General features: G+C 73.1%; 17 protein-coding genes and 3 pseudogenes. 11 read left to right on the plus strand and 9 right to left on the minus strand.

The window, feature by feature from the left end:
* Window positions 1-20: 20 nt before the first annotated feature.
* The 3 genes and pseudogenes from OJ254_RS04600 to OJ254_RS04610 all read left to right on the plus strand — a co-directional run bounded on the left by OJ254_RS04600 (window position 21) and on the right by OJ254_RS04610 (window position 2,188).
* Window positions 21-635 (plus strand): nucleoside triphosphate pyrophosphatase, encoded by a 615-nt coding sequence (locus tag OJ254_RS04600; protein ID WP_265361358.1) that lies wholly within the window; start codon window positions 21-23, stop codon window positions 633-635.
* Window positions 636-734: 99 nt separating this feature from the next.
* Entirely contained in the window at window positions 735-1,565 is an 831-nt protein-coding gene (locus OJ254_RS04605; protein WP_265361359.1) for an MOSC domain-containing protein, read from the plus strand.
* A gap of 57 nt (window positions 1,566-1,622) precedes the next feature.
* Window positions 1,623-2,188, plus strand: a pseudogene (locus OJ254_RS04610) (DJ-1/PfpI family protein).
* A gap of 129 nt (window positions 2,189-2,317) precedes the next feature.
* On the opposite strand, the gene OJ254_RS04615 reads toward OJ254_RS04610, so the two are convergent.
* The 5 genes from OJ254_RS04615 to OJ254_RS04635 all read right to left on the minus strand — a co-directional run bounded on the left by OJ254_RS04615 (window position 2,318) and on the right by OJ254_RS04635 (window position 8,698).
* Entirely contained in the window at window positions 2,318-2,677 is a 360-nt protein-coding gene (locus OJ254_RS04615) for an SH3 domain-containing protein (protein ID WP_265361360.1), read from the minus strand.
* 65 nt (window positions 2,678-2,742) lie between these two features.
* Window positions 2,743-4,860: a protein kinase domain-containing protein gene (locus tag OJ254_RS04620; RefSeq protein WP_265361361.1), complete on the minus strand. Its 2,118-nt coding sequence runs from the start codon at window positions 4,858-4,860 to the stop codon at window positions 2,743-2,745.
* 37 nt (window positions 4,861-4,897) lie between these two features.
* The gene (locus tag OJ254_RS04625; protein WP_265361362.1) at window positions 4,898-7,123 is read right to left on the minus strand and encodes a protein kinase domain-containing protein; all 2,226 of its coding nucleotides are present in this window, start codon (window positions 7,121-7,123) and stop codon (window positions 4,898-4,900) included.
* Between the two features lie 7 nt (window positions 7,124-7,130).
* A complete protein-coding gene (locus OJ254_RS04630; protein WP_265361363.1) occupies window positions 7,131-8,111 on the minus strand; it encodes a protein kinase family protein in 981 nt (326 codons plus the stop codon).
* A 107-nt stretch (window positions 8,112-8,218) separates the two neighbouring features.
* Entirely contained in the window at window positions 8,219-8,698 is a 480-nt protein-coding gene (locus OJ254_RS04635) for a hypothetical protein (RefSeq protein ID WP_265361364.1), read from the minus strand.
* 476 nt (window positions 8,699-9,174) lie between these two features.
* On the opposite strand from OJ254_RS04635, the gene OJ254_RS04640 reads away from it, so the two are divergent.
* The gene (locus OJ254_RS04640) at window positions 9,175-10,944 is read left to right on the plus strand and encodes an acetyl/propionyl/methylcrotonyl-CoA carboxylase subunit alpha (RefSeq protein ID WP_265361365.1); all 1,770 of its coding nucleotides are present in this window, start codon (window positions 9,175-9,177) and stop codon (window positions 10,942-10,944) included.
* An 80-nt stretch (window positions 10,945-11,024) separates the two neighbouring features.
* On the opposite strand, the gene OJ254_RS04645 is transcribed toward OJ254_RS04640, so the two are convergent.
* Window positions 11,025-12,209: an alpha/beta hydrolase gene (locus OJ254_RS04645; protein WP_265361366.1), complete on the minus strand. Its 1,185-nt coding sequence runs from the start codon at window positions 12,207-12,209 to the stop codon at window positions 11,025-11,027.
* Window positions 12,210-12,699: 490 nt separating this feature from the next.
* Between OJ254_RS04645 and OJ254_RS04650 the strand changes: the two genes are divergently transcribed.
* The gene (locus OJ254_RS04650; protein ID WP_265365047.1) at window positions 12,700-13,245 is read left to right on the plus strand and encodes a TetR/AcrR family transcriptional regulator; all 546 of its coding nucleotides are present in this window, start codon (window positions 12,700-12,702) and stop codon (window positions 13,243-13,245) included.
* A 45-nt stretch (window positions 13,246-13,290) separates the two neighbouring features.
* On the opposite strand, the pseudogene OJ254_RS04655 reads toward OJ254_RS04650, so the two are convergent.
* Window positions 13,291-14,234 (minus strand): annotated as a pseudogene (locus tag OJ254_RS04655) (DeoR/GlpR family DNA-binding transcription regulator).
* 380 nt (window positions 14,235-14,614) lie between these two features.
* Entirely contained in the window at window positions 14,615-16,060 is a 1,446-nt protein-coding gene (locus OJ254_RS04660) for an NAD(P)H-quinone dehydrogenase (protein ID WP_265361367.1), read from the minus strand.
* A 138-nt stretch (window positions 16,061-16,198) separates the two neighbouring features.
* On the opposite strand from OJ254_RS04660, the gene OJ254_RS04665 reads away from it, so the two are divergent.
* The 3 genes from OJ254_RS04665 (at window position 16,199) to OJ254_RS04675 (ending at window position 19,420) form a co-directional block, all read left to right on the plus strand.
* Entirely contained in the window at window positions 16,199-16,636 is a 438-nt protein-coding gene (locus OJ254_RS04665) for a gamma-glutamylcyclotransferase family protein (protein WP_261956004.1), read from the plus strand.
* Window positions 16,637-16,792: 156 nt separating this feature from the next.
* Window positions 16,793-17,614, plus strand: coding sequence for a purine-nucleoside phosphorylase (locus OJ254_RS04670; protein ID WP_265361368.1), 822 nt, complete (start codon window positions 16,793-16,795; stop codon window positions 17,612-17,614).
* Window positions 17,615-17,740: 126 nt separating this feature from the next.
* Window positions 17,741-19,420 (plus strand): phospho-sugar mutase, encoded by a 1,680-nt coding sequence (locus OJ254_RS04675; RefSeq protein WP_265361369.1) that lies wholly within the window; start codon window positions 17,741-17,743, stop codon window positions 19,418-19,420.
* Between the two features lie 147 nt (window positions 19,421-19,567).
* On the opposite strand, the gene OJ254_RS04680 is transcribed toward OJ254_RS04675, so the two are convergent.
* Window positions 19,568-20,194, minus strand: a complete 627-nt coding sequence (locus tag OJ254_RS04680) for a PH domain-containing protein (RefSeq protein ID WP_265361370.1) — start codon at window positions 20,192-20,194, stop codon at window positions 19,568-19,570.
* Between the two features lie 131 nt (window positions 20,195-20,325).
* On the opposite strand from OJ254_RS04680, the pseudogene deoC reads away from it, so the two are divergent.
* From deoC to OJ254_RS04695, 3 genes and pseudogenes are all read left to right on the plus strand, one after another.
* Window positions 20,326-21,320, plus strand: a pseudogene (gene deoC, locus OJ254_RS04685) (deoxyribose-phosphate aldolase).
* A gap of 7 nt (window positions 21,321-21,327) precedes the next feature.
* Complete coding sequence (locus tag OJ254_RS04690) at window positions 21,328-22,758, plus strand: aldehyde dehydrogenase family protein (RefSeq protein ID WP_265361371.1); 1,431 nt, start codon at window positions 21,328-21,330, stop codon at window positions 22,756-22,758.
* On the plus strand, window positions 22,751-23,614 hold the full coding sequence (locus OJ254_RS04695; RefSeq protein WP_265361372.1) for an aldehyde dehydrogenase family protein: 864 nt from the start codon (window positions 22,751-22,753) through the stop codon (window positions 23,612-23,614). Before OJ254_RS04690 ends, OJ254_RS04695 begins: the two co-directional genes overlap by 8 nt.
* Window positions 23,615-23,655 lie beyond the last annotated feature (41 nt).

Genomic DNA, 23,655 nt, shown 5'->3' on the forward strand with positions numbered 1-23,655 from the left:
GGCTCCGTACGATGGCGGGCATGACCGAACAGCCGCTCCCCCGCCGTCTCGTCCTCGCCTCCCAGTCCCCCGCCCGGCTGGGCCTGCTGCGCCAGGCCGGACTGGCACCGGAGGTCATCGTCAGCGGCGTCGACGAGGACGCGGTCAGCGCCGACACCCCCGCCGAGCTGGCCCGGGTCCTGGCCGAGGCCAAGGCCGCCGCGGTCGCCGCCCGCCCGGAGGCGGCCGGTGCGCTGGTCGTGGGCTGCGACTCGGTCCTGGAGCTGGACGGCCGGGCGCTGGGCAAGCCGGCCGACGCCGAGGATGCCACCGCCCGCTGGAAGTCGATGCGCGGCCGGTCCGGCGTGCTGCAGACCGGCCACTGCGTCATCGACACCGCGGCGGGCGGCCGCCGGGCCTCCGCCACCGCCTCGACCACGGTCCGCTTCGGCGAGCCGAGCGACGCGGAGATCGCCGCCTACGTCGCGAGCGGTGAGCCGCTCTTCGTCGCCGGCGCCTTCACCCTCGACGGCCGCTCCGCACCCTTCATCGACGGCATCGACGGCGACCCCGGCAACGTCATCGGCCTGTCCCTGCCCCTGCTGCGCCGGCTGCTGGCCGAACTGGACGTCCGCATCACCGACTTGTGGACCTGAACCACCGGATCCGAGACCTGACCGGTGGCCCGGGGGCCTGACGTCACCGGGCGCGGAGATCCCGACGCCCGGCGGCCGTCCGGCCTCTACTCTGCCCCTATGGCAACTGTCGTCGAACTGATCAGCTACCCCGTCAAGGGCTGCGCCGGTGTGCCGGCGGACGAGATGGAACTCACCGAGGCCGGACTCGCCCACGACCGCAGCTTCCTGGTCGTCGGCGCGGACGGCGTCTTCCGCAGCCAGCGCACCGACCCCGGCCTGGCCGTGATCCGCCCGGAGGTCAGCGCCGACGGCACCCACCTCACGCTCTCCGCCCCGGGCGCCGAGCCGCTGCACCACCGCATCGAGGACGGCACCGCCTCGCCCGCCAGGGCGGACGTGACCATGTTCGGCGCGCCCTACCGGGCCGTCGACCAGGGCGAGGCGGCCGCCGGGTGGCTGTCCGAGGTCCTCGGCGCGCCCAGCCGGCTCGTCCGCGTACCGCCGGAGCACGGCCGGGTCACCGACGGCCTCACCCCCGGCACCTCCGGCTTCGCCGACTCCAGCGCCGTCCACGTCATGTCCCGCGCCTCCCTCGACGACCTCAACTCCCGTATCATCGCCGCCGGCCGCGCACCGGTCCCGATGACGCGCTTCCGCCCCAACATCGTGGTGGACGGCTGGGACGTCCCGCAGACCGAGGACCGCGTCCGGCGGGCCACGGTCGGCGGCGGCGAGCTGGGCTTCACCAAGCTCGCCATCCGCTGCGCGGTCACCCTCGTCGACCCGGCGACCGGCACCAAGGCGGGCCCCGAGCCCCTGCGCACCCTCGCCGGCTACCGCCGGGTGCCCGAGGGCGGCGTCGCCCTGGGCGCGAAGTTCTCCGTGACGGCCACCGGAAAGCTGGCGGTCGGCGACGCATTCCAGGTCACCGCTTGGGGAACCGATTGACCCGATAAGCCCGGTCGGCCGGACCGGGCCGGGTACGTCCACCCAAGGAGTGCGCAGATGCCCCGGATCCTGCTCGTCGCCGGTGACGCCACCGAAGACCTGGAGTTCTTCTACCCGTACCAGCGGCTGCTGGAGGAGGGCTACGAGGTCCACGTCGCGGCCCCGTCCCGCAAGAAGCTGCGGTTCGTCGTGCACGACTTCGTCGACGACTTCGACACCTACGTCGAACGCGAGGGCCACTCCTGGCCGTCCGACGTGGCGCTCTCCGAGGTCGACCCGGCCGAGTACGCCGCGCTGGTCCTGCCCGGCGGCCGGGCCCCGAGTACCTCCGCAATGACACCGACTACCGCCGCGTCGTCACCCACTTCTTCGACGCCGACAAGCCCGTCGCCCACATCTGCCACGCGGCCATCACCCTGGCCCCCCTCGGCGTCCTCAAGGACCGCCGCACCGCCGCCTACCCCGCCTGCGCCCCCGACGTGGCCCTCGGCGGCGGCACCTTCGTCGACGCCTCCGCAGTCGTCGACGGCAAGATCGTCTCCGCCCGCGCCTGGAACGACCACCCGGAATGGATGCGCGCGTTCATGGAGGTCCTGCGGGAGCACGCGCCGGTGAAGGGGTAACAAGCCCGCGGGCTCCGGGGCGTCGGAACGCTCCGGAGCCCGGTCCATCGGCTGCTCACGTCAGACCGGGAGGGGCCGGTGAGGCAGCTGGCAACAGCTACTCATGGCGCGCCGCCGGCACCACGAGCATTACCAGCCCGGGGCCTTCAGGCATGTGCGGACGACCCACCCCGCAATATTGGTGCCGTCCTTCGCCACGTGCAGCCACAGGTTTCCTTGTTTCCCACAAGCCTTGTACTTCCCGTGGATCGCACCTTCGTAGATGGTGACTTTCACACCCTTGCCGAGAACCGCCAGGGCAGTGGAACGAGACGACGGCTCCTTTCGCACCGTCACCGCCTCCAGGGTCCTTCCCCAGCCCGTCGGCGCGACATGAGTACCGCGCGCGGCCGTCGGCGTAAGAGCGCTCGCCGTCGCGAAACCGCTGGTCAAGGTAGCGCCGGTCAGTGCCAAGGCGACCGCGGCAACTCTCACACGTGTCTTCGTCATGCGTCCCCCTGATAAATAACTTGCTGAATCCCGCAGCTCAGCGGTTTCAGAAAGACGGACCGACCTCAGAACACCGGTAGGGCATACAGCAATGTGCCGTTCATGATGAAGACCCGATTACCGTCGGCCACCAGCCAGCGGCGGTCCGCCTTGGACAGCTTGAAGGACCAGACGGGATAGCCGCTCCGCTGGTCCACCGCGTTGACCTGGTTCCAGATGTCCTCGTCGATGAACCAGACGCCCTTCCCCTGAAGGAGTACCGGGCGGCTGAGGTCTGCCGTTCCACGGCATTCCATGATCTTACTTCCGTCGCTGCGCTTGATCTTGCGGGCCCAGTTTCCATGCGTCGCATAGAGCAGATCGCCGTCGTACGGGGTCGCAGGCCCCCAGTCCTGGTGTTTGTGCCATGCCGCGTCCCGCGCCTCAACCTTCCACAGCTCCTTGCCGTCGGCCAGTCTCCGGGCCGTGAGGGTGCTGCCGTTGAGGTAGACCGTGGAGCCATGAACTGCCGGCCGGATCAGACCGTCCCACTGCTTACGCAGTTCCCAGACCTGGCGCCCATCAGAGGTGGCGAAAGCCAGTACGTCACCCTTGTCGGTGGAGACCACCAGCCGGCCCTCGGCGGCGACACCCGGCGGGGTGAGAGTGCCCCGGAATTCGCTGGTGAGCCGCACCGTCCAGCGGACCTTCGCGTCCGAGCGGCCCACGGCGCGGAGCCGGTGGTCCTTGGTGACGAGGTAGACGGACTCGTCGTCCGCGGCGAGGAGTTGGTCGGCGTCGGCGTCGGCGGTCCAGCGGGGTTCGCCCGTCGAGGCGACGTAGGTGCGCAGCGTCCCCTTGGTGTCGACCGCGGCGATCAGGCGGTCGGAGAGGGAGAGGTAGCGGCCCTGGCCCCGGATGCCCTTCGCGGCCCAACGGCGTTTGCCGTCCACGACGTTGTACGCCGCGATGCCGCCGCCGGCCGCGCCGACGACGATGACGTCCCGTACCGGCAGCGGTGCCGGGGTGTCCTCGGCGAGCACGTCGATCGGGCCCCACAGCGGCTTCGGTGAGCCGCCGACGAGGTAGTCGCCGTCGTCGGCGTCGAGGACGTGCGCCATGGGCGTCTTGACGGCCGGCGGGAAGGCGAAGAGGTCGGGCTTCTCGCGGGGCGGGGCCCCGGTACGCGGCCAGAGCGCCGCGGCCGCGCCGCCGGCCCCCGCGAGGACGACCCCGCCGACGGCCAGTCCGGTGAGCAGCCGGCGCCGCGTCACCACCGGCGGCGGCGCACCGGGGGCGCCGGGGGTGAGCGCCACGGCGACGGTGGTCAGGTCGTGGATCCTGGTTTCCCGCTCCTTGATCGCGTCCGCCACCTTGCCGCGCCGCCAGGCCCGTTCGGCCCCCTTGGGCGGTGCGAGGGCCGCGGCGATCTGAGCCGGGGTGGGCCGGGCGGCCGGGTCCTTGGCGAGGAGCGGGAGGATCAGCGGACGCAGGGGCTCCGGGACGCCGGTGAGGTCGGGTTCGTCGTGGACGACCTTGTACTGGAGCGCGGCGATGTGGCTGGCGTCGAAGGCCCGCCGGCCGCCGGCCGCGTAGATGAGGAGCGCGCCGAGGGAGAACACGTCGGCGGGCGGTGCCACCCGGCGGCCCAGGACCTGTTCGGGCGCGCCGTAGCCGGGCGTGACCGGGACCTGTCCGGTGGAGGTGAGGGTGAGGCCGTGCTCCGGGCGGGCGATGCCGAAGTCGATGACGCGCGGGCCGGTCGAGGTCAGGACGACGTTCGGGGGCTTGAGGTCGCGGTGGATCAGGCCCGCGGCGTGGATGTCCGTCAGGGTCCGGGCGATCGATGCGGCGAGGGCGCGGACGGCCGGTTCGTCGAACGGGCCGTACGCCTCGACGGCCTCGTCGAGGGTCGGCCCGGCGAGGAACTCGGTGGCGATCCACGGCCGGCCGCCCTCGGTCTGCGCGCCGAGCACCCGCGCCACGCCCCCGCTCGTCACGGCCTGCGCCGCCTGCGCCTCGCGGACGAAGCGCTGCACGAGGTTGGTCTCGTGGGTGAGTTCGGGCCGGAGCACCTTGACCGCGGCGATGGTCCCGGCGCCGTCCTGGCCGACGTAGACCTTGCCCATGCCGCCTTCGCCGAGCACGCCGAGCAGGCGGTACGGGCCGAGACGGAGGGGGTCGCCGGTGCCGAGGGGGTTCATGGGCAGGAAGCTTTCTGCGGTCGGGGTCCGGGGCGGGCTACTGGAGGGGGAAGGCGGCGAGGAAGTGCTTCCCGGACGCGAGGATCACCTTGCCGCGGTCCTGCGCGGTGAAGCGGTCGCCGTTGGCCTTGTAGAGGCGGGCGGTGGTGCGCGCGGCGCGGTCGATCGCCCGGAGCGCGCCCTCGTCCTCGTGGTACGTGTACGCGCAGCGGGTGCCGATGACGGGGCGGGAGGTGAGGGACGCCTGCGCGCCGTCGCCGCCCTTCTCCGTCCAGCGCGGCTTCCCGCTGCGGGCATCGGTCCCGACCAGGCCGCGGCCCTGCTGCACCGCGTACACCACACCGTCCTTCAGCAGCGGCACGCCGTGCACCGTTCCGGCGGGCGCCGCCCACGCCTGCCGGCCGTCGCTCAGCCGCAGTGCCCGCAGTCGTCCGCTGCCCAGGTAGAGGTGGCTGCCGTCGGCCGTGAGCGGCCGGCGGGCGGCGGCAGGCTCCATGCCCTCCCACGGCTGGTCCCAGTCGACCTTGCCGGTACGGGTGTCCCGGGCGACGATCCGGACCGTGCCGTCGTTGCTCTCCTCCAGGAGCAGCAGCCGGTTGCCGACGACCCTGGCCGCGAGGAAGTGGTCCTGGTCCGACTTCTGCGACCGGAACGCGAGCCGCTCGGTCCACCGGCGGCGTCCCGTGGCGAGGTCCACGGCGGTCACCGCCCAGGGGTTCTGGCGCAGGTACTCCTTGACCTTGCCGAGCGAGATCGCCAGGTAGGCGGTGCCGCCGGCGACGGCCAGCAACTGGCTGTCGATACCGCCGAATTGGGGATCCGTCACCTCGGCGAGGTGCTTGCCGGCCTTGCCGGTGGCGAGGTCGACCCGGGCGAGGAACCGCGAGACGGTGCTGGGGAAGGCACTGCCGTGCTCGTAGTGCGCGACCCGCACGTTCCGGTAGACGTTCCTGCCGTCCGAGGCGACCTGCCAGGTGTCGTCGATGTCGGCCGTCCACGTCACCGCGCCCGACGCCGGATCGATGCGGTACAGCTGCGTGGGGGCGAGCAGGACGGCCGCGTCACCCAGCATGAAGGGGGCCTCGGGCGATTCCTCGTCCTCCGTGCCGCCGGTCTGGATCTGCCACAGCGAGTCCAGCTTCTTCTTCTTGAGCGCGCCCACGCTCGGGCCCGGCTTCGGCTTCTCGTACGGGCCCGTCGGCCCCGGTGCCGACGCGCCGCCGCTCAGCCATGCCCACACTCCTGCTCCGGCACCCGCCACGCCGAGCACCGAGCCCGCGCCCGCCATCAGCAGCCCCCGGCGGGAGAGGCCGGGCGGGGCGGGCACCTCGGCGGACGGGACGGTCGCCGGCTGGTCGGGCGGGGCGGGCAGCCGCTGCGGGACGACCTGCCAGACCTCGTTCGCCCGCCGGCCGATCTCGGCGAGGACGGGGTCGGGCAGCCGGTCGGCGAAGTCGCCGGTTCCGTCCTGGAGTTGGGTGGCGAGCCGCTCCGTGTCGGGGCGGTCGGCGGGGTCCTTGGCCAGGCAGCGGGCGAGGACGCCGGCCAGGGCGGCGGGGACGCCGGTGAGGTCCGGTTCGGCGTAGCGGACGCGGTAGAGGAGGTCGGCGGGCCGGCCGTCGCCGAACGGGCCGCGGCCGGTGGCGGCGAAGACCAGGACTCCGGCGAGCGCGAAGACGTCACCGGCCGGGGTGTGCTCCTGGCCGGTGGCCTGCTCCGGCGACATGAACGCCGGGGTGCCGACCGCGGCGCCCGTGTGGGTCAGCCGGTCGTCACCGAGGGCCCGGGCGATGCCGAAGTCGATGACCTTCGGGCCGTACGCGGTGACCATGATGTTCGACGGCTTGAGGTCGCGGTGGACGACGTCGGAGCGGTGCAGCTGGCCGAGTGCCCCGCACAGCGCCGCCCCGAGGGCGCGGACCGTCGTCTCGGGCAGCGGGCCGGCCAGCGCCACCGCCTCGTCGAGCGGCGGGCCGATCACGTACTCGGTGGCCATCCAGGGGGTTTCGGCGAGCGGATCGGCGTCGACGACCTGTGCGCCGTGGCGGCCGCCGATGACCCGGGCGGCGTCCGACTCCAGCCGGAAGCGGGTGCGGAACTCGGCCTGCGTGGCGATCCGGGCGTGCATCGTCTTGAGCGCCAGGGTCCGGCCGCCCGGGGAGCGCCCCAGGTAGACGGTGCCCATCCCGCCGCTGCCGAGCCGGGCGATGAGGCGGTACGGGCCGAGGGCGGCCGGGTCGTCATGGGTGAGGGGGGAAGGCATGGCGGCGTCAGTCCTGGGGTGCGGCGGGCGGGACCGGGGCGTTCGTGGCGAGCAGTTCGGCCGACTGGCGGGCGAGCGCGGCGATGATCCGGCCGGGCAGCCAGCCCGGGCCGAGCGCGGCGGCGGCCCGCCCGGCCGGGTCACCGTGGGCCTCGGGCCCGAGCGCGGGCCGGCCCTGGTCCGCCGGGCCGCCGGAAGCCGGCTCCGCCGTACGGGGCGCGAGCGCGTCCAGCAGCTCGGCGGGGCGCGGCCGGGCCGCCGGGTCGCGGGACAGGCAGGCGGTGAGGACCGAACGCAGGGCGGCCGGTAGTTCCTCCCGTTCCGGGACGGTATGGCCGGTGGCGGCGTACGCCAGCGTCGCGCCGAGGGCGTAGACGTCACCCATCGGCTGCGGGGGCCCGCCGTCGGCCTGTTCGGGCGGCAGGCTGCCGGACTCCAGCCCGGGCAGCCCGGAGCGCGCGGCGCCGTCCGGGGCGGCGGCCCGTACCGCGCCGAAACAGGTGAGCCGGGGCCCGTCGGCCGCCAGCAGCACCGCCCCGGGCGACACCCCGGCATGCGCGAGGCCCTGTCCGTGGCCGATGACGAGGGTTTCCACCAGGGCCGCACCGAGCGCCCGTACGGTGCGCTCGGGCAGCGGCCCGCCGTGTACGGCGAGCGCACCGGGCAGCGGGATCACCGGGACGTACGGGCGGGCGTGCCAGGGGGCCCCGCCCGGCGCGGCGACCTCGGCGGCCGGCGCGGACCAGGGCCCGAGGAGATAGCGCGAGGCCTCCGCCTCGGCGAGGAAGCGCACCGGGTCGGCCCCCGGCAGCGGCACGCCGAGGAGGACCGTACGGTCGCCGTCCGCGCTCCGCCCGATGAACCGGCGTTCGGGGACGGGAAGGCCGCGCGTCTCGTCGTCCAGCCGGCGGAGCACCGCGTACGGGCCGATCCGCCCGCCGCGCACCTCTTGTGCCGCTTCTCCCGCGCCCGCAACCGGCGCCTGCATCCGCGCACCATCCCCCGTCGACGACACCGCCCGGAGAGCCTACCCGGGCGTGTCGCGGCGCCCGGCGGCACGTCGACGGGCGCCCGGGCGGCGGCAGTTCGCGGGACTCAGAGCGCGCCCGGTGCCGCCGGACGCGGTCCGTTCGGGGCACCGCCGGCGGACGGTTCACCGGCCGCCTCGCCGTTCGCGGGGGCCCGCCCCTCCCCGTACGCCACCAGCGTCAGCACCAGCAGCGCCAGCACCACCATCAGCCCGAGGAACGCGGGCCAGCCGGCCAGGCCGACGGAGAAGGCGCCGACGATGCCGTGCACCACCGCCGCACTGATGAGGACGATCCGGGCGAAGCCGCCGGGGGCCCGGTCGCGGACACCCGTGCGGACCAGGATGCCCGCGCAGAACAGGAGATAGAGGCCGAAGACGGCACCGGCTATCCAGGAGCCGGCGGACATCGCCCGCGGGTCGAGGCCGGCCAGCGACATCTGCTGCCGGTCCACGACGATGCTCAGGATCCAGTTGAGCAGCACGATCCCGCCCGCCTCCAGGACCAGTACCACCGCCGCGACCAGGGCCACCGGTCGTCGCGCCACCACATCCACCCACTTCCGCCAAGTGCCGGGCCCGATGCCGGTGCCGCACGCACAGCCGCCGCCCGGAGTCCAAGAAGGGCATCGCGCACGCTACTAATGGGTAATAGCCGGGGCAAGGGTTCTGCACGGGCGGGTGCGGGACGCCGCGCGGGCCACCGCCTCCCGGTCGCTCCCGGCGCGCCCGGCGGACGGAGCGGCCCGCAAAGTTTCCTTCGCCCATTCGTAGGGACTCCACAAAGAATTGACGATCCGCTGGATGCGGAACGTTCGAGATCTAGGCCACACCGCGTCCCGCGCCGGAGCCCGGGAATCCGGGCCTACCCTGGGATACCAGGGGACTTAGGTCCCTCACTGGCGCCCCGAGCACACTCCGTGTGGGAAAGCTCACCCCAGGGAACGGGTCGGCACGCGGTGTCGCCAGTCCCTAAAATCGCCGCATCCCTTTGTTGCGGCGAAGCGCCAAGGAAGGACCCATCGTGCGCAAGGTGCTCATCGCCAACCGTGGCGAAATCGCTGTTCGCGTTGCCCGTGCATGCCGGGACGCGGGGATCGGCAGCGTCGCTGTCTATGCCGACCCCGACCGGGACGCACTGCACGTCCGCGCGGCAGACGAGGCATACGCCCTGGGCGGTGACACTCCTGCCACCAGCTACCTGGACATCGCCAAGGTCCTGGCTGCGGCCGCCGATTCGGGCGCGGACGCCATCCACCCCGGTTACGGCTTCCTCTCCGAGAACGCCGAGTTCGCGCAGGCGGTGCTCGACGCGGGGCTGACCTGGATCGGCCCGCCCCCGCAGGCCATCCGCGACCTCGGCGACAAGGTCGCGGCCCGGCACATCGCCCAGCGCGCCGGCGCCCCGCTGGTCGCCGGCACCCCCGACCCGGTCTCCGGCGCGGAGGAGGTCGTCACCTTCGCCAAGGAGCACGGCCTGCCGATCGCGATCAAGGCGGCCTTCGGCGGCGGCGGCCGCGGCCTGAAGGTCGCCCGTACCCTCGACGAGGTCCCGGAGCTGTACGACTCGGCGGTGCGCGAGGCGGTCGCCGCCTTCGGCCGCGGCGAGTGCTTCGTCGAGCGCTACCTGGACCGCCCGCGGCACGTCGAGACCCAGTGCCTGGCCGACAAGCACGGCAACGTCGTCGTGGTCTCGACCCGTGACTGCTCGCTCCAGCGCCGCCACCAGAAGCTGGTGGAGGAGGCCCCCGCGCCGTTCCTGACGGCCGAACAGAACGCCGAGCTGTACCGCGCGTCCAAGGCCATCCTCAAGGAGGCCGGCTACGAGGGCGCCGGCACCTGCGAATTCCTCGTCGGCCAGGACGGCACCATCTCCTTCCTGGAGGTCAACACCCGCCTCCAGGTCGAGCACCCGGTCACCGAGGAGGTCACCGGCATCGACCTGGTCCGCGAGATGTTCCGGATCGCCGACGGCGAGGAGCTCGGCTACGACGACCCGGCGCTGCGCGGCCACTCCTTCGAGTTCCGCATCAACGGCGAGGACCCGGGCCGCAACTTCCTCCCCGCGCCCGGCACGGTCACCCGGTTCGACGCGCCGACCGGCCCCGGTGTCCGCCTGGACGCCGGTGTCGAGTCCGGTTCGGTCATCGGCCCGGCCTGGGACTCCCTGCTGGCCAAGCTGGTCGTCACCGGCGCCACCCGCGAGCAGGCCCTGCAGCGGGCCGCCCGCGCCCTGGCGGAGTTCACCGTCGAGGGCATGGCCACCGCCATCCCGTTCCACCGCGCGGTCGTCCGGGACCCCGCCTTCGCGCCCGAACTCACCGGCTCCGCCGACCCGTTCACGGTACACACCCGCTGGATCGAGACCGAGTTCGTCAACGAGATCCCGCCGTTCGCCGCGCCCGGCGCCGACGAGGCCGAGGCCGACACCCGCGAGACGGTCGTCGTCGAGGTCGGCGGCAAGCGCCTGGAGGTCTCGCTGCCGTCCTCGCTGGGGATGCCGCTGGCCCGGGCCGCGGTCGCCGGTGGCGCCAAGCCCAAGCGGAAGGCCGCCAAGAAGGCTGGCAGCGCCGCCTCCGGAGACGCCCTCGCCTCCCCGATGCAGGGCACCATCGTCAAGGTCGCCGTCGAGGAGGGCCAGCAGGTCACCGAGGGCGAACTGGTCGTCGTCCTGGAGGCCATGAAGATGGAGCAGCCGATCAACGCCCACCGCACCGGCACGGTCAAGGGCCTGACCGCCGAGGTCGGCGCCGCGCTCACGTCCGGCGCGGTGATCTGCGAGATCAAGGACTGATCCGCGGCAGCGGTACGCACCACGCGTGAGGGGCTCCCGGCATCACCGCCGGGAGCCCCTCACGCGTCCGTGCCGTGCCGTTACGAGTTCCCCACCACGTCCTCCGGGAACGTCAGCTGCTCGTTCATCCAGGTGAGCGCGGCGGGCAGTTCGCGCCGCCAGGTGGCGAAGTTGTGGCTGCCGTGGTCGAGCACGACCGAGTCCGCCTTCATCGGCGGGCGCACCGCGGCCAGGAAGGCCCGCGCGGCCGGGTAGTTCTTCTCGCCGGTGCGGCTCGTGCCGATCAGCACGTTCACCTCCGGCGCGGGCAGGTGCCGCAGCCGCCACATCAGATCGTGCTCCTGGCGCCGCCGGGCCCGGTCCCGCCCGTCACCGAAGAGGTTGCCGGTGGTCGGGTCGTTGCTGACCTTGTAGTCGGGCGAGAGGGCGGCCGCCGAGGTGTACGTGCGGTCGTGCCGCATGGCCAGCTGCAGGGCGCAGCTGCCGCCCGAGGAGTAGCCCAGGACGCCCCAGCCGCCCGGGTCGTGGCCGACCCGGTAGTGCGACTTCAGCGCCTCCGGCACGTCCCGCGCGAAGAACGTCTCGGCCTGCGGACCGCCGGGCACGTCGACGCACTGGGTGTCGCGCGGCGGCGCGATCGTGGGCCGCAGCATCACGATGACGGTCGGCTGCATCCGGCCGGAGCGGATCATCGCGGCGGCGGTCTGCGGCAGCCGCAGGTGCTGCCCCAGCAGGAACGTCCCGCCCGGGTAGCCGCTCAGCGCGACGATGACGGGGAAGCGCTGGCGGGCGTACTGCGGCTGGAAGTACTGCGGCGGCAGATAGACGTACGCCGGGTCCACCGCCCGGGTCCGCCGCCCGACGATCCGCACCGACTCGACCCGGCCCACCAGCTCCGGCCGGCCCTTCGGCAGCCCGTGCACCTTGTCCAGGCCGTCCGGGCCGGACGTCTGCACCAGCCCCTTCGACGGGTCGCCGGCCGGTCCCGCCGCACCGCCGTCGCCCCACTTTCCGACCGCGGCCGGCGCGTCGTCGTACAGGCCGAGCAGTTCGTGCCACGACGCGTAGAACTGGAAGTTGGCGTTCACCGCCAGGCCGAGTGCCGAGACGACGGCCAGCTGGGTCATCACGATCGAACCGAGCCGCCCCAGCAGCGCCCGCGGGCCGCGCCCGGCGAACCGCGGCCACAGCCAGAGCGTGAGCGCCACACAGACCACGGCGACCGCGGCCATGGCGTACAACAGCGACCGGCTGGTCAGTCCCATGACGTATTTCCCCAGACGTCCCGCGCCGTGCGCCACTCCCCAGGCGGCCCGCCACGGCGTATTCCGCGGTCCTCCGGAAGAGCCCGGAAGACCTCATTGCGCCAGGTTTGATGTCCCTTGACGCCCCGGCGTTGCGGGCCCCCGCAGGAGTTCGGCCGCGCGACCACCGCGGTACGCCGGGGATTCACGCGCAGGCCGCCGGGTGGCCACGGGGGCGGGCGCGCGAAGGCGGCGGGAGGGCCGGCGCGGGCCGTGCGACGGCAACCGGAGGCACCCTCCGACCCGGCCCGGAGGAGCCCCCCCGTCCCGGACCGGAATTCCTTGCCCACCGCACCGGATCACCCCGCAATCCGGCAATGGCATGCTGGAGCCACCGGGCCGCAACCGGCCGGGTCGAGGGAGGACGGCGATGGCGACCGAGACGGCAGGGCAGCGGCAGGTGGGCGGCCCGCCGGCGACCGCGGCGGTGCGGACACCGGACGTGCGACCGATGCGGGCCGACGCCCGCCGCAACTACGAACGGCTGCTGACCGAGGCCCGTACGGCCTTCACCGAGCACGGCACGGACACCTCGCTGGAGGACATCGCGCGCCGCGCCGGCGTCGGCATCGGCACCCTCTACCGGCACTTCCCCAACCGCACCGCCCTGATGGGCGCGGTCTTCCAGAGCGAGGTCGACGCCCTGCTCGGCTACGCCAGGGAGCTCGCCGACGCCCCGCAGCCGTGCGCCGCGCTGGTCGACTGGCTGCGCGCGATCATCACCCACGCCAGCACCTACCGCGGACTGTCCCGCGCCCTGATGACGGCGTCGGCGGACGAGAGCTCGGGGATGGCGCGGTGCAGCGTGCCGATGCGGGAGGCCGGCGGCGCGCTGCTGGCCCGCGCCCAGCAGGCCGGGGCGGTCCGGCCCGAGGTGAACATCAGCGATCTGATGCAGCTGACCAACGGCATCGCGCTGGCCGTCGAGGAGTCCCCGGACGACCCGCAACTCGCCGACCGGCTGCTGACCCTGACCCTGACCGGCCTGAAGCCCTGACCCGGCAGGCGTGCCGACCGGGCCGGAACCCCGGCCCCACGGCCCTCAGCGCCGCCGTGGGGCGAGGTCCGCGACCCGGCCGGGCGCCTCGGACAGCGACGGGGCCGACCGCAGCTGCGGCCCCCTCCCCCGCCCGGCCCGTGGCTGCGCCGCTGGCCCGGCAGCGGGACGTCCCGCCGGGGGCCCCGGCGGTCACCCGCCCCGCCGTCCAGGCCCGGCTGGCCGGGGCCCTGCCCGGCCCCCGTACCCCCGGCGACGGCGATCTGGACGCCCTGGTCGGCCAGCGCCTGGAGCTCCGTCGCGGCACGGTCGTCGTGAGCCGGCGGCTCGTCCGTCACCAGACGCGTGATCACGTCCGTCGGCACGGTCTGGAACATCGTGTCGGAACCGAGCTTGGTGTGGTCGGCGAGCACCACCACCTCCCCCGCCGCCTGCACCAGCGCCCGGTCGACGCTCGCGGAGAGCATGTTGGACGTGGACAGCCCGCGCTCGGCGGTCAGCCCGCTGCCCGACAGGAAGGCGCGGGACACCCGCAGGCCCTGGAGGGACTGCTCGGCGCCGCTGCCGACCAGCGCGTAGTTGGAGCCGCGCAGGGTGCCCCCGGTCATCACCACCTCGACGCGGTTGGCGTGCGCCAACGCCTGGGCGACCAGCAGGGAGTTGGTGACGACGGTCAGCCCGGGCACCCGGGCGAGCCGGCGGGCCAGTTCCTGGGTGGTCGTTCCGGCGCCGACGACGATGGCCTCGCCCTCGTCGACGAGACCGGCCGCGAGATCGGCGATGGCCGTTTTCTCCGCGGTCGCTAGATGGGATTTCTGCGGGAATCCGGATTCGCGGGTAAAGCCTCCCGGGAGGACCGCGCCGCCGTGCCGGCGGTCGAGCAGTCCCTCTGCCTCCAGCGCCCGCACGTCCCGCCGTACGGTCACTTCGGAGGTCTGGACGACGCGGGCGAGCTCCCGGAGCGAAACCGCCCCGTTGGCGCGCACCATTTCAAGGATCAATTGGCGACGTTCTGCAGCGAACACGAAACTGACAGTAACGCCAACGACCGTCTGTTTTCAGCAGGTTGCACCAATTAACGGAAGTTGTTCACGCGGCGCAGCGTGACGTGGTATGCGCGGTGCATATGTCGCGCGTGCGTCGAACCCCCTTGCGCCGCGGACCGCTTGCTGCCTGGTCAACCGGCGTGCCGGCCGGAGCGCGACGGAACGGGACGACGAGCCCGTGGCCACCCTCGCCGGAGCGGACTGCAGGGACGTTTCATCCCAAGTGCTCACCGAGGGCACAAAGTTTTCAATCGCCGTCGGCCGGCCGCATATCGGCGCTTTATCGGTTGTTCGCCACGCGGCCCGGCCGGGCGCCGCCCTGCCTACTCGCTGCCCGTCTTCCGCGCGTGCAGCTGCCGGGCGACCTCGGCGATCGAACCGGACAGCGACGGGTACACAGTGAAAGCGCTGGCGATCTGCTCGACGGTCAGATTGTTGTCGACCGCGATCGAGATCGGGTGGATGAGCTCGCTGGCGCGCGGGGAAACGACCACACCGCCGACCACGATGCCCGTACCGGGACGGCAGAACAGCTTCACGAAACCGTCCCGAATGCCCTGCATCTTCGCCCGCGGATTACGCAGCAGCGGAAGCTTCACGACCCGGGCGTCGATCTTCCCGGAGTCGACATCGGCCTGCGAATAGCCGACCGTGGCGATCTCCGGGTCGGTGAAGACGTTCGCGGAGACCGTCTTGAGGTTCAGCGGCGCGACCGCGTCACCGAGGAAGTGGTACATCGCGATCCGGCCCTGCATCGCCGCGACCGACGCCAGCGCGAAGACGCCGGTGCAGTCACCCGCCGCGTACACGCCCGGCGCGCTGGTCCGCGAGACCTTGTCCGTCCAGACGTGGCCGGACTCCTTCAGCTTGACCCCGGCGCCCTCCAGGCCCATGCCCTCGGTGTTGGGGATCGAACCGACCGCCATCAGGCAGTGCGTACCGGAGATCGTCCGGCCGTCGGCCAGCGTCACCTCGACCCGGTCGCCCACCCGCTTGGCCGACTGCGCCCGCGAACGCGCCATGACGTTCATGCCGCGCCGCCGGAAGACGTCCTCCAGGACCGCGGCCGCGTCCGGGTCCTCACCCGGCAGCACCCGGTCCCGGGACGAGACCAGCGTGACCCGCGAGCCGAGCGCCTGGTAGGCGCCGGCGAACTCGGCACCCGTGACACCCGACCCGACCACGATGAGCTCCTCGGGCAGCTCGTCGAGGTCGTAGACCTGCGTCCAGTTCAGGATCCGCTCGCCGTCGGGCAGCGCGTCCGGGATCTCACGGGGGTGCGCGCCGGTGGCGATCAGCACCGCGTCCGCGATCAGGCCCTCGGTCGTGCCGTCCGCCGCGGTCACCGTCACCTTGCGCGAACCGTCCGGCGCCTGGCCCGGCTCCAGCCGGCCGCGGCCGCGCATGACCCGGCCGCCGGCGCGGGTCACCGAGGCCGTGATGTCATGCGACTGGGCGAGCGCGAGCCGCTTCACCCGTCGGTTGACCTTCCCCAGGTCAACGCCCACGACGCGGGCCGGCCGCTCGTTGTACGGGGTGTCGTCCTCGACGATGATGCCGAGCTCTTCGTACGACGAGTCGAAGGTCGTCATCACCTCGGCCGTCGCGATCAGGGTCTTCGACGGCACGCAGTCGGTGAGCACCGACGCCCCGCCCAGACCGTCGCAGTCGACGACGGTCACCTCCGCGCCGAGAGAGGCCCCCACCAGGGCCGCTTCGTATCCGCCGGGTCCGCCACCGATGATCACGATCCGAGTCACGTACTCCATTGTCCCGCACGCCCGAACGTCCCTCGCGCCCGGGGGCGGAGTGTGGCCCCTACGTGCGCCGCGGCGCGCGCTGCCCCGCCCTTGTGCGAACCTCCGGTACCACGAGCCCGACGGGCATCCTCCCGTACCCTCGGAACCATGTCGCTCTACGCCGCATACGCCGGCAACCTCGACGCGCGGCTGATGTCCCGCCGCGCACCGCACTCGCCGCTGCGCGGCACGGGCTGGCTCAGCGGCTGGCGGCTCACCTTCGGCGGCGAGCAGATGGGCTGGGAGGGTGCCCTCGCGACGGTCGTCGAGGACCCGGACTCCCAGCTCTTCGTCGCGCTCTACGACATCGCTCCGATGGACGAGGAGTCCATGGACCGCTGGGAGGGCGTCGGCATGGGCATCTACCGCCGGATGCGGGTCCGGGCACACACCCTCGAAGGCGACGAGACCGCCTGGATCTACGTCCTCAACGGCTACGAGGGCGGCCTCCCCTCCGCCCGCTACCTGGGCGAGATCGCCGACGCCGCGGAATCCGCCGGCGCCCCCCACGACTACGTCATGGAACTCCGCAAGCGGCCTTGCTGAGCGGACGGGCCCGTGCACGGGCCCGTGCACGGGCCTGTGGGGCGCGCCGGCGACGCGCGCCGGCACACCGTTCGTCGAAAGCCACAAGACAACGTCCTCAGCACCGTGAGCAGTGACATCTACGCGCGTAGGGGATTACCGGCTACCCTCGTCCGCGTGAACGCATCTGTTACCCCGGACATCGCGCGCGACCCCCAGGGCGCCGCCGACGCCGCCGCCGCCCGCCTGCGCGAGCTGACCGGCGCCGAGACCCACGACGTCGCCCTGGTGATGGGCTCCGGCTGGGCGCCGGCAGCCGAGGCACTGGGCGCGCCCGAGCACGAATTCCCCGTCACCGAGCTGCCCGGCTTCCCGCCCCCGGCCGTCGCCGGCCACGGCGGCAAGATCCGCTCCTACCAGGTCGGCGAGAAGCGCGCCCTGGTCTTCCTGGGCCGCACGCACTACTACGAGGGCCGGGGCGTCGCCGCCGTCGCGCACGGCGTCCGCACCGCCGTCGCCGCCGGCTGCAAGACCGTCGTGCTCACCAACGGGTGCGGTGGCCTGCGCGCGGGCATGCGCCCGGGCCAGCCGGTCCTCATCAGCGACCACCTCAACCTCACCGCCACCTCCCCGATCGTCGGCGCGAACTTCGTCGACCTCACGGACCTGTACTCGCCGCGGCTGCGCGCGCTGTGCAAGGAGATCGACCCGAGCCTGGAGGAGGGCGTCTACGCCCAGTTCCCCGGCCCGCACTACGAGACCCCGGCCGAGATCAAGATGATCCGGACCCTGGGCGCCGACCTGGTCGGCATGTCCACCGTCCTGGAGGCCATCGCGGCCCGCGAGGCCGGTGCGGAGGTGCTCGGGCTGTCGCTGGTGACCAACCTCGCCGCCGGCATGACGGGTGAGCCGCTCAACCACGAAGAGGTCCTGCAGGCCGGCCGCGACTCCGCGACCCGGATGGGCACCCTGCTCGGACAGGTCCTCAGCAAGATCTGAGACCCGGCCGAGGGCCCGGCCGTGGCCGGACGCCGCCGCCATGGCCGGACCACCGAGGGGCCGGCCGTGGCCGGGCCGGCGCCCCGCACCCACCTCACCCACCGCATCCACAGGCAGGAGCATGACGTGGCTACCGAAACCGCGGAGCTGATCGACCGGGCCCGGGCCTGGCTGGCCGAGGACCCCGACCCGGAGACCCGGGACGAGTTGGCCAAGCTGATCGCGGCCGAGGACACCGACGAGCTGGCGGCCCGGTTCGCCGGCACCCTGCAGTTCGGCACGGCCGGGCTGCGCGGGGAACTGGGCGCGGGCCCGATGCGGATGAACCGTTCGGTGGTCATCCGGGCCGCGGCCGGCCTCGCCGCGTACCTCCGGGCGAAGGGCGAGGGTTCCGGCCTGGTCGTCATCGGCTACGACGCGCGCCACAAGAGCGCCGACTTCGCGCGGGACACCGCGGCCGTCATGGTCGGCGCCGGTCTGCGCGCCGCGCTGCTGCCGCGTCCGCTGCCCACCCCCGTGCTGGCCTTCGCGATCCGGCACCTGGGCGCGGTGGCCGGCGTCGAGGTCACCGCCAGCCACAACCCGCCGCGCGACAACGGCTACAAGGTGTACCTGGGCGACGGTTCGCAGATCGTGCCGCCGGCCGACGGCGAGATCGCCGCGGAGATCGCCGCGGTGCGCTCGCTGGCCGACGTGCCGCGGCCCGAGTCCGGCTGGGAGACCCTCGACGACGCGGTCCTGGACGCCTACCTGGCGCGTACCGACGCGGTGCTGACGCCCGGCTCGGCCCGGGACCTCGACGTCGTCTACACGCCGATGCACGGCGTCGGCCGGGACGTGCTCGTCGCCGCCTTCGCCCGGGCCGGCTTCCCGGCCCCCGTGGTCGTCCAGGAGCAGGCCGAGCCGGACCCGGACTTCCCGACGGTGGCGTTCCCCAACCCGGAGGAGCCGGGCGCGATGGACCTCGCGTTCGCCACCGCCCGGGCGCGGGGCGCGGACGTGGACCTGGTGATCGCCAACGACCCGGACGCGGACCGCTGCGCCGTCGCCGTCCCGGCCCCCGGCACCCCCGAGGGCTGGCGGATGCTGCGCGGCGACGAGGTCGGCGCGCTGCTCGCCGCGCACCTCGTCAGCAAGCAGGCGGCCGGCACGTTCGCGACGACCATCGTCTCCTCGCAGCTGATGTCCCGCATCGCCGCCGCCTCCTCGCTGCCCTACGAGGAGACCCTGACCGGCTTCAAGTGGCTGGCCCGGGTGGACGGTCTGCGGTACGCCTACGAGGAGGCGCTCGGCTACTGCGTCGACCCGGAGGGCGTCCGCGACAAGGACGGCATCACCGCCGCCCTGCTGGTCACCGAGCTGGCCGCGGAGCTCAAGCGGGCCGGCCGGACGCTCGCCGACCTGCTGGACGACCTCGCGGTGGAGTTCGGGGTGCACGCGACGGACCAGCTGTCGGTGCGGGTCGAGGACCTGACGCTGATCGCCGACGCGATGCGCAGGCTCCGCGAGCAGCCGCCGGCCGCGCTGGCCGGTCTGACGGTGACCCGGGCGGACGACCTGAACCAGGGCACCGAGGCCCTCCCGCCGACCGACGGGCTGCGCTACTACCTCTCCGGCTCCCCGGAGGGCGGTATCGAGTCCGCCCGCGTCGTCGTGCGCCCCAGCGGCACCGAGCCCAAGCTGAAGTGCTACCTGGAGGTCGTCGCGCCGGTGTCCGCCCCTGAGGCGCTCGACGCGGCGCGTACGAAGGCGGCCGCCACCCTGGCCGCCATCAAGGAGGACGTGTCGGCGGCGGCCGGGATCTGACGGTCGCCGCGGCCCGTCGGCTGACGGCTGGTGAGGCCCCTCGCCCACAGCGGCGCGGGGCCTTCCGCGTACGCGTGGCGTAGGCGCCCCGTAGGCGCGGGCCCGCCCGTCACCCGTCGCCCGGCGCGAGCCCCTCGGCCCGGTCCGTCAGAGGGCGATCATCACGACCAGGCCGACCGCGCCCGCCACCAGGGGCGCGAGGATCGCGTACGACCAGCGGACCACCGGCTCGCCCTGGGCGTCCGCCCGGCCCGCGACGCGTTCCTTGATCTCGCGCAGTTCGTCGAGGGCCTGGTCGGCCATGGCGCGCGGGGCCGGTCCGGCGCCCGCGTCCCGGCCGAACCGGGGGGTGTCCGCGCCGGCGCCCCGCAGGGCCTGCTGGTTCGCCTTCTTGCGCTGCCGCAGGGAGACCGGGATGGCCCAGAGCTGGAATTTCCCGGCGGTGGTGAACACCTCCGTCGAGAACGACGCGCGCAGTTCCTCGACCGCGCCCCAGGGCAGCGTGATGGTGCGGAACGGGTTGCGCACGGTCAGCCGCTCGTCGCCGGCCCGCACCAGCGGCCGCAGGGTGAAGGCGGCCACCAGCGGGACGCCGAGGAGCAGGGCGAACACCGCGGTCAGCTTGGCGTGCGGGGCGCCGCGCAGCAGGGCGTCGGCGCCGAGCCAGCCGCCGAGCAGCAGGAGCAGGACGCCGCCGACGAGGGCCGCGGGCGAGCGGTAGCTGCGCTCGGCGTACTGCTGCGGTGGCGGGGTGGTCCGGTCCTGGCGCGTCATGCCGCCGATTCTGCCTGACCGTCCGGATGCCGGACATTGCGTTACGGCATCATTCAGGCGGAGTGGCCGGAATGGCGGCCTCCAGGGGGATGACATTGCGCTACGCGCGTAGATATGCTCCCCTCGTGACCATGCCCATCACTGTTCCCGCATACGGCAAGGAAGCCGCGGGGCGTCTGGCGTCAATGGCGGACGTGACCGCCGACGACGGTGCGCTGCGCCGCTTCCTCCACGGCCTCCCCGGCGTCGACGCGGTCGGCCTCGAGGCCCGCGCCGCCACCCTCGGCACCCGCTCGATCAAGACCACGGCGAAGGCGTACGCCATCGACCTCGCCCTCACGATGATCGACCTGACGACCCTCGAAGGCGCGGACACCCCGGGCAAGGTCCGGGCGCTGTGCGCCAAGGGCATCAACCCGGACCCCACCGACCGCACCACCCCAAGGTCGCGGCGATCTGCGTCTACCCCGACATGGTCGCGACGGCCAAGGAGGCGCTCGGCGACTCCGGCATCCACGTCGCGTCCGTCGCCACCGCGTTCCCGGCCGGCCGCGCCGCGCTGCCGGTCAAGCTGGCCGACACCCGGGACGCGGTCGCGGCCGGCGCCGACGAGATCGACATGGTGATCGACCGGGGCGCCTTCCTCTCCGGCCGCTACCTGCAGGTCTTCGAGGAGATCAAGGCCGTCAAGGAGGCCTGCGCCCGGCCCGACGGGACCGCCGCCCACCTGAAGGTCATCTTCGAGACCGGCGAACTCCAGACCTACGACAACGTCCGCCGGGTCTCCTGGCTGTCGATGCTGGCCGGCGCCGACTTCATCAAGACCTCCACCGGCAAGGTGGCCGTGAACGCCACCCCGCCCGTCACGCTGCTGATGCTGGAGGCGGTGCGCGACTTCCACGCCGCCACCGGCGTGCAGGTCGGCGTGAAGCCGGCCGGCGGGATCCGCACCACCAAGGACGCGATCAAGTACCTGGTGATGGTCAACGAGACGCTCGGCGAGTCCTGGCTGACCGCCGACTGGTTCCGCTTCGGCGCCTCCAGCCTCCTGAACGACCTGCTGATGCAGCGCCAGAAGCTCAGCACCGGCCGCTACTCCGGCCCCGACTACGTCACGGTGGACTGAGGCACCCATGACCTTCGATTACGCACCCGCACCCGAGTCCCGCTCGGTCGTCGACATCGCGCCGTCCTACGGGCTCTTCATCGACGGCGAGTTCGCCCCGGCGGCCGACGGCAAGGTCTTCAAGACCGTCTCCCCGTCGTCCGAGGAGGTCCTCTCCGAGGTCGCCCAGGCGACCTCGGACGACGTCGACCGGGCCGTGCGGGCCGCCCGCAAGGCGTTCGAGAAGTGGTCGGCGCTGCCGGGCGCCGAGCGCGCCAAGTACCTGTTCCGGATCGCCCGGATCATCCAGGAGCGCTCGCGCGAGCTGGCCGTCCTGGAGTCGCTGGACAACGGCAAGCCGATCCGCGAGTCCCGCGACGCCGACCTGCCGCTGGTCGCCGCGCACTTCTTCTACTACGCGGGCTGGGCCGACAAGCTCGACCACGCCGGCTACGGCCCGAACCCGCGCCCCCTGGGCGTCGCGGGCCAGGTCATCCCGTGGAACTTCCCGCTGCTGATGCTGGCGTGGAAGATCGCCCCGGCGCTGGCGACCGGCAACACGGTCGTGCTGAAGCCGGCCGAGACCACCCCGCTGTCCGCCCTGTTCTTCGCGGACGTCTGCCGCCAGGCGGGCCTGCCCAAGGGCGTCGTCAACATCCTCACCGGAGACGGCTCGACGGGCGCGGCGCTGGTGGCCCACCCCGACGTCAACAAGGTGGCCTTCACCGGCTCCACCGAGGTCGGCAAGGCGATCGCCCGTACGGTCGCCGGCACGGACAAGAAGCTCACCCTCGAACTGGGCGGCAAGGCGGCGAACATCGTCTTCGACGACGCCCCCATCGACCAGGCCGTCGAGGGCATCGTCAACGGCATCTTCTTCAACCAGGGCCACGTCTGCTGCGCCGGCTCCCGCCTCCTGGTGCAGGAGTCGGTCCAGGACGAGCTGCTGGACGCGCTCAAGCGGCGGATGCAGACCCTGCGCGTGGGCGACCCGCTGGACAAGAACACCGACGTCGGCGCGATCAACTCCGCCGAGCAGCTGGCCCGGATCACCGAGCTGGCCGACGCGGGCGAGGCCGAGGGCGCCGAGCGCTGGGCCCCGGCCTGTGAACTCCCCTCCTCCGGCTACTGGTTCGCGCCGACGCTCTTCACCGGCGTCACCCAGGCCCACCGGATCGCCCGGGAGGAGATCTTCGGCCCGGTGCTGTCCGTGCTGACCTTCCGCACCCCGGCCGAGGCCGTGGAGAAGGCCAACAACACCCCGTACGGCCTCTCCGCGGGCATCTGGACGGAGAAGGGCTCGCGCATCCTGTGGATGGCGAACAAGCTCCGTGCCGGTGTCATCTGGTCCAACACGTTCAACAAGTTCGACCCGGCATCGCCGTTCGGCGGCTACAAGGAGTCGGGCTTCGGCCGCGAGGGCGGCCGGCACGGTCTGGAGGCTTACCTCGATGTCTGACGCAAGGCTCAGTGTCTTCAAGACCTACAAGCTGTACGTCGGGGGCAAGTTCCCCCGGTCCGAGAGCGGGCGGGTGTACGAGGTGACCGACAGCAAGGGCAACTGGCTCGCCAACGCGCCGCTGTCCTCCCGCAAGGACGCGCGGGACGCGGTGGTCGCCGCCCGAAAGGCGTTCGGCGGCTGGTCGGGCGCCACGGCGTACAACCGCGGGCAGATCCTCTACCGCGTCGCCGAGATGCTGGAGGGCCGCCGCGAGCAGTTCGTCGCCGAGGTCGCCGACGCCGAGGGGCGCTCGAAGTCCAAGGCCACCGCCCAGGTGGACGCGGCGATCGACCGCTGGGTCTGGTACGCGGGCTGGTCCGACAAGGTCGCCCAGATCGCCGGCGGCGCCAACCCGGTCGCGGGCCCGTACTTCAACCTCTCCTCGCCCGAGCCGACCGGTGTGGTCGCGGCCCTGGCCCCGCAGGAGTCGTCGTTCCTGGGCCTGGTCTCGGTGATCGCGCCGGCCATCGTCACCGGCAACACCGTCGTGGTGGTCGCCTCGGAGAACTCCCCGCTGCCGGCCCTGTCGCTGGGCGAGGTGCTGGCCACGTCCGACCTGCCGGGCGGTGTGGTCAACGTCCTCTCGGGCCGTACGGCGGAGATCGCCGCGCCGCTCGCCGCCCACCAGGACGTCAACGCGCTCGATCTCGCGGGTGCGGACGCCGGACTGGCCAAGGAGCTGGAGACCGCGGCGGCCGACAACCTCAAGCGGGTGCTGCGCCCGCGCACGGAGGACTGGAGCGCCGACCCGGGCACGGACCGGCTGCTGGCCTTCCTGGAGACGAAGACGGTCTGGCACCCGATGGGTGTCTGATCCGGCGCGTCCCCTTCCGGACACACGACCGCCCCGGGTGC

Origin of the sequence: Streptomyces endophytica (assembly GCF_026153355.1) — a bacterium.
Classification (GTDB): domain Bacteria; phylum Actinomycetota; class Actinomycetes; order Streptomycetales; family Streptomycetaceae; genus Streptomyces; species Streptomyces endophytica.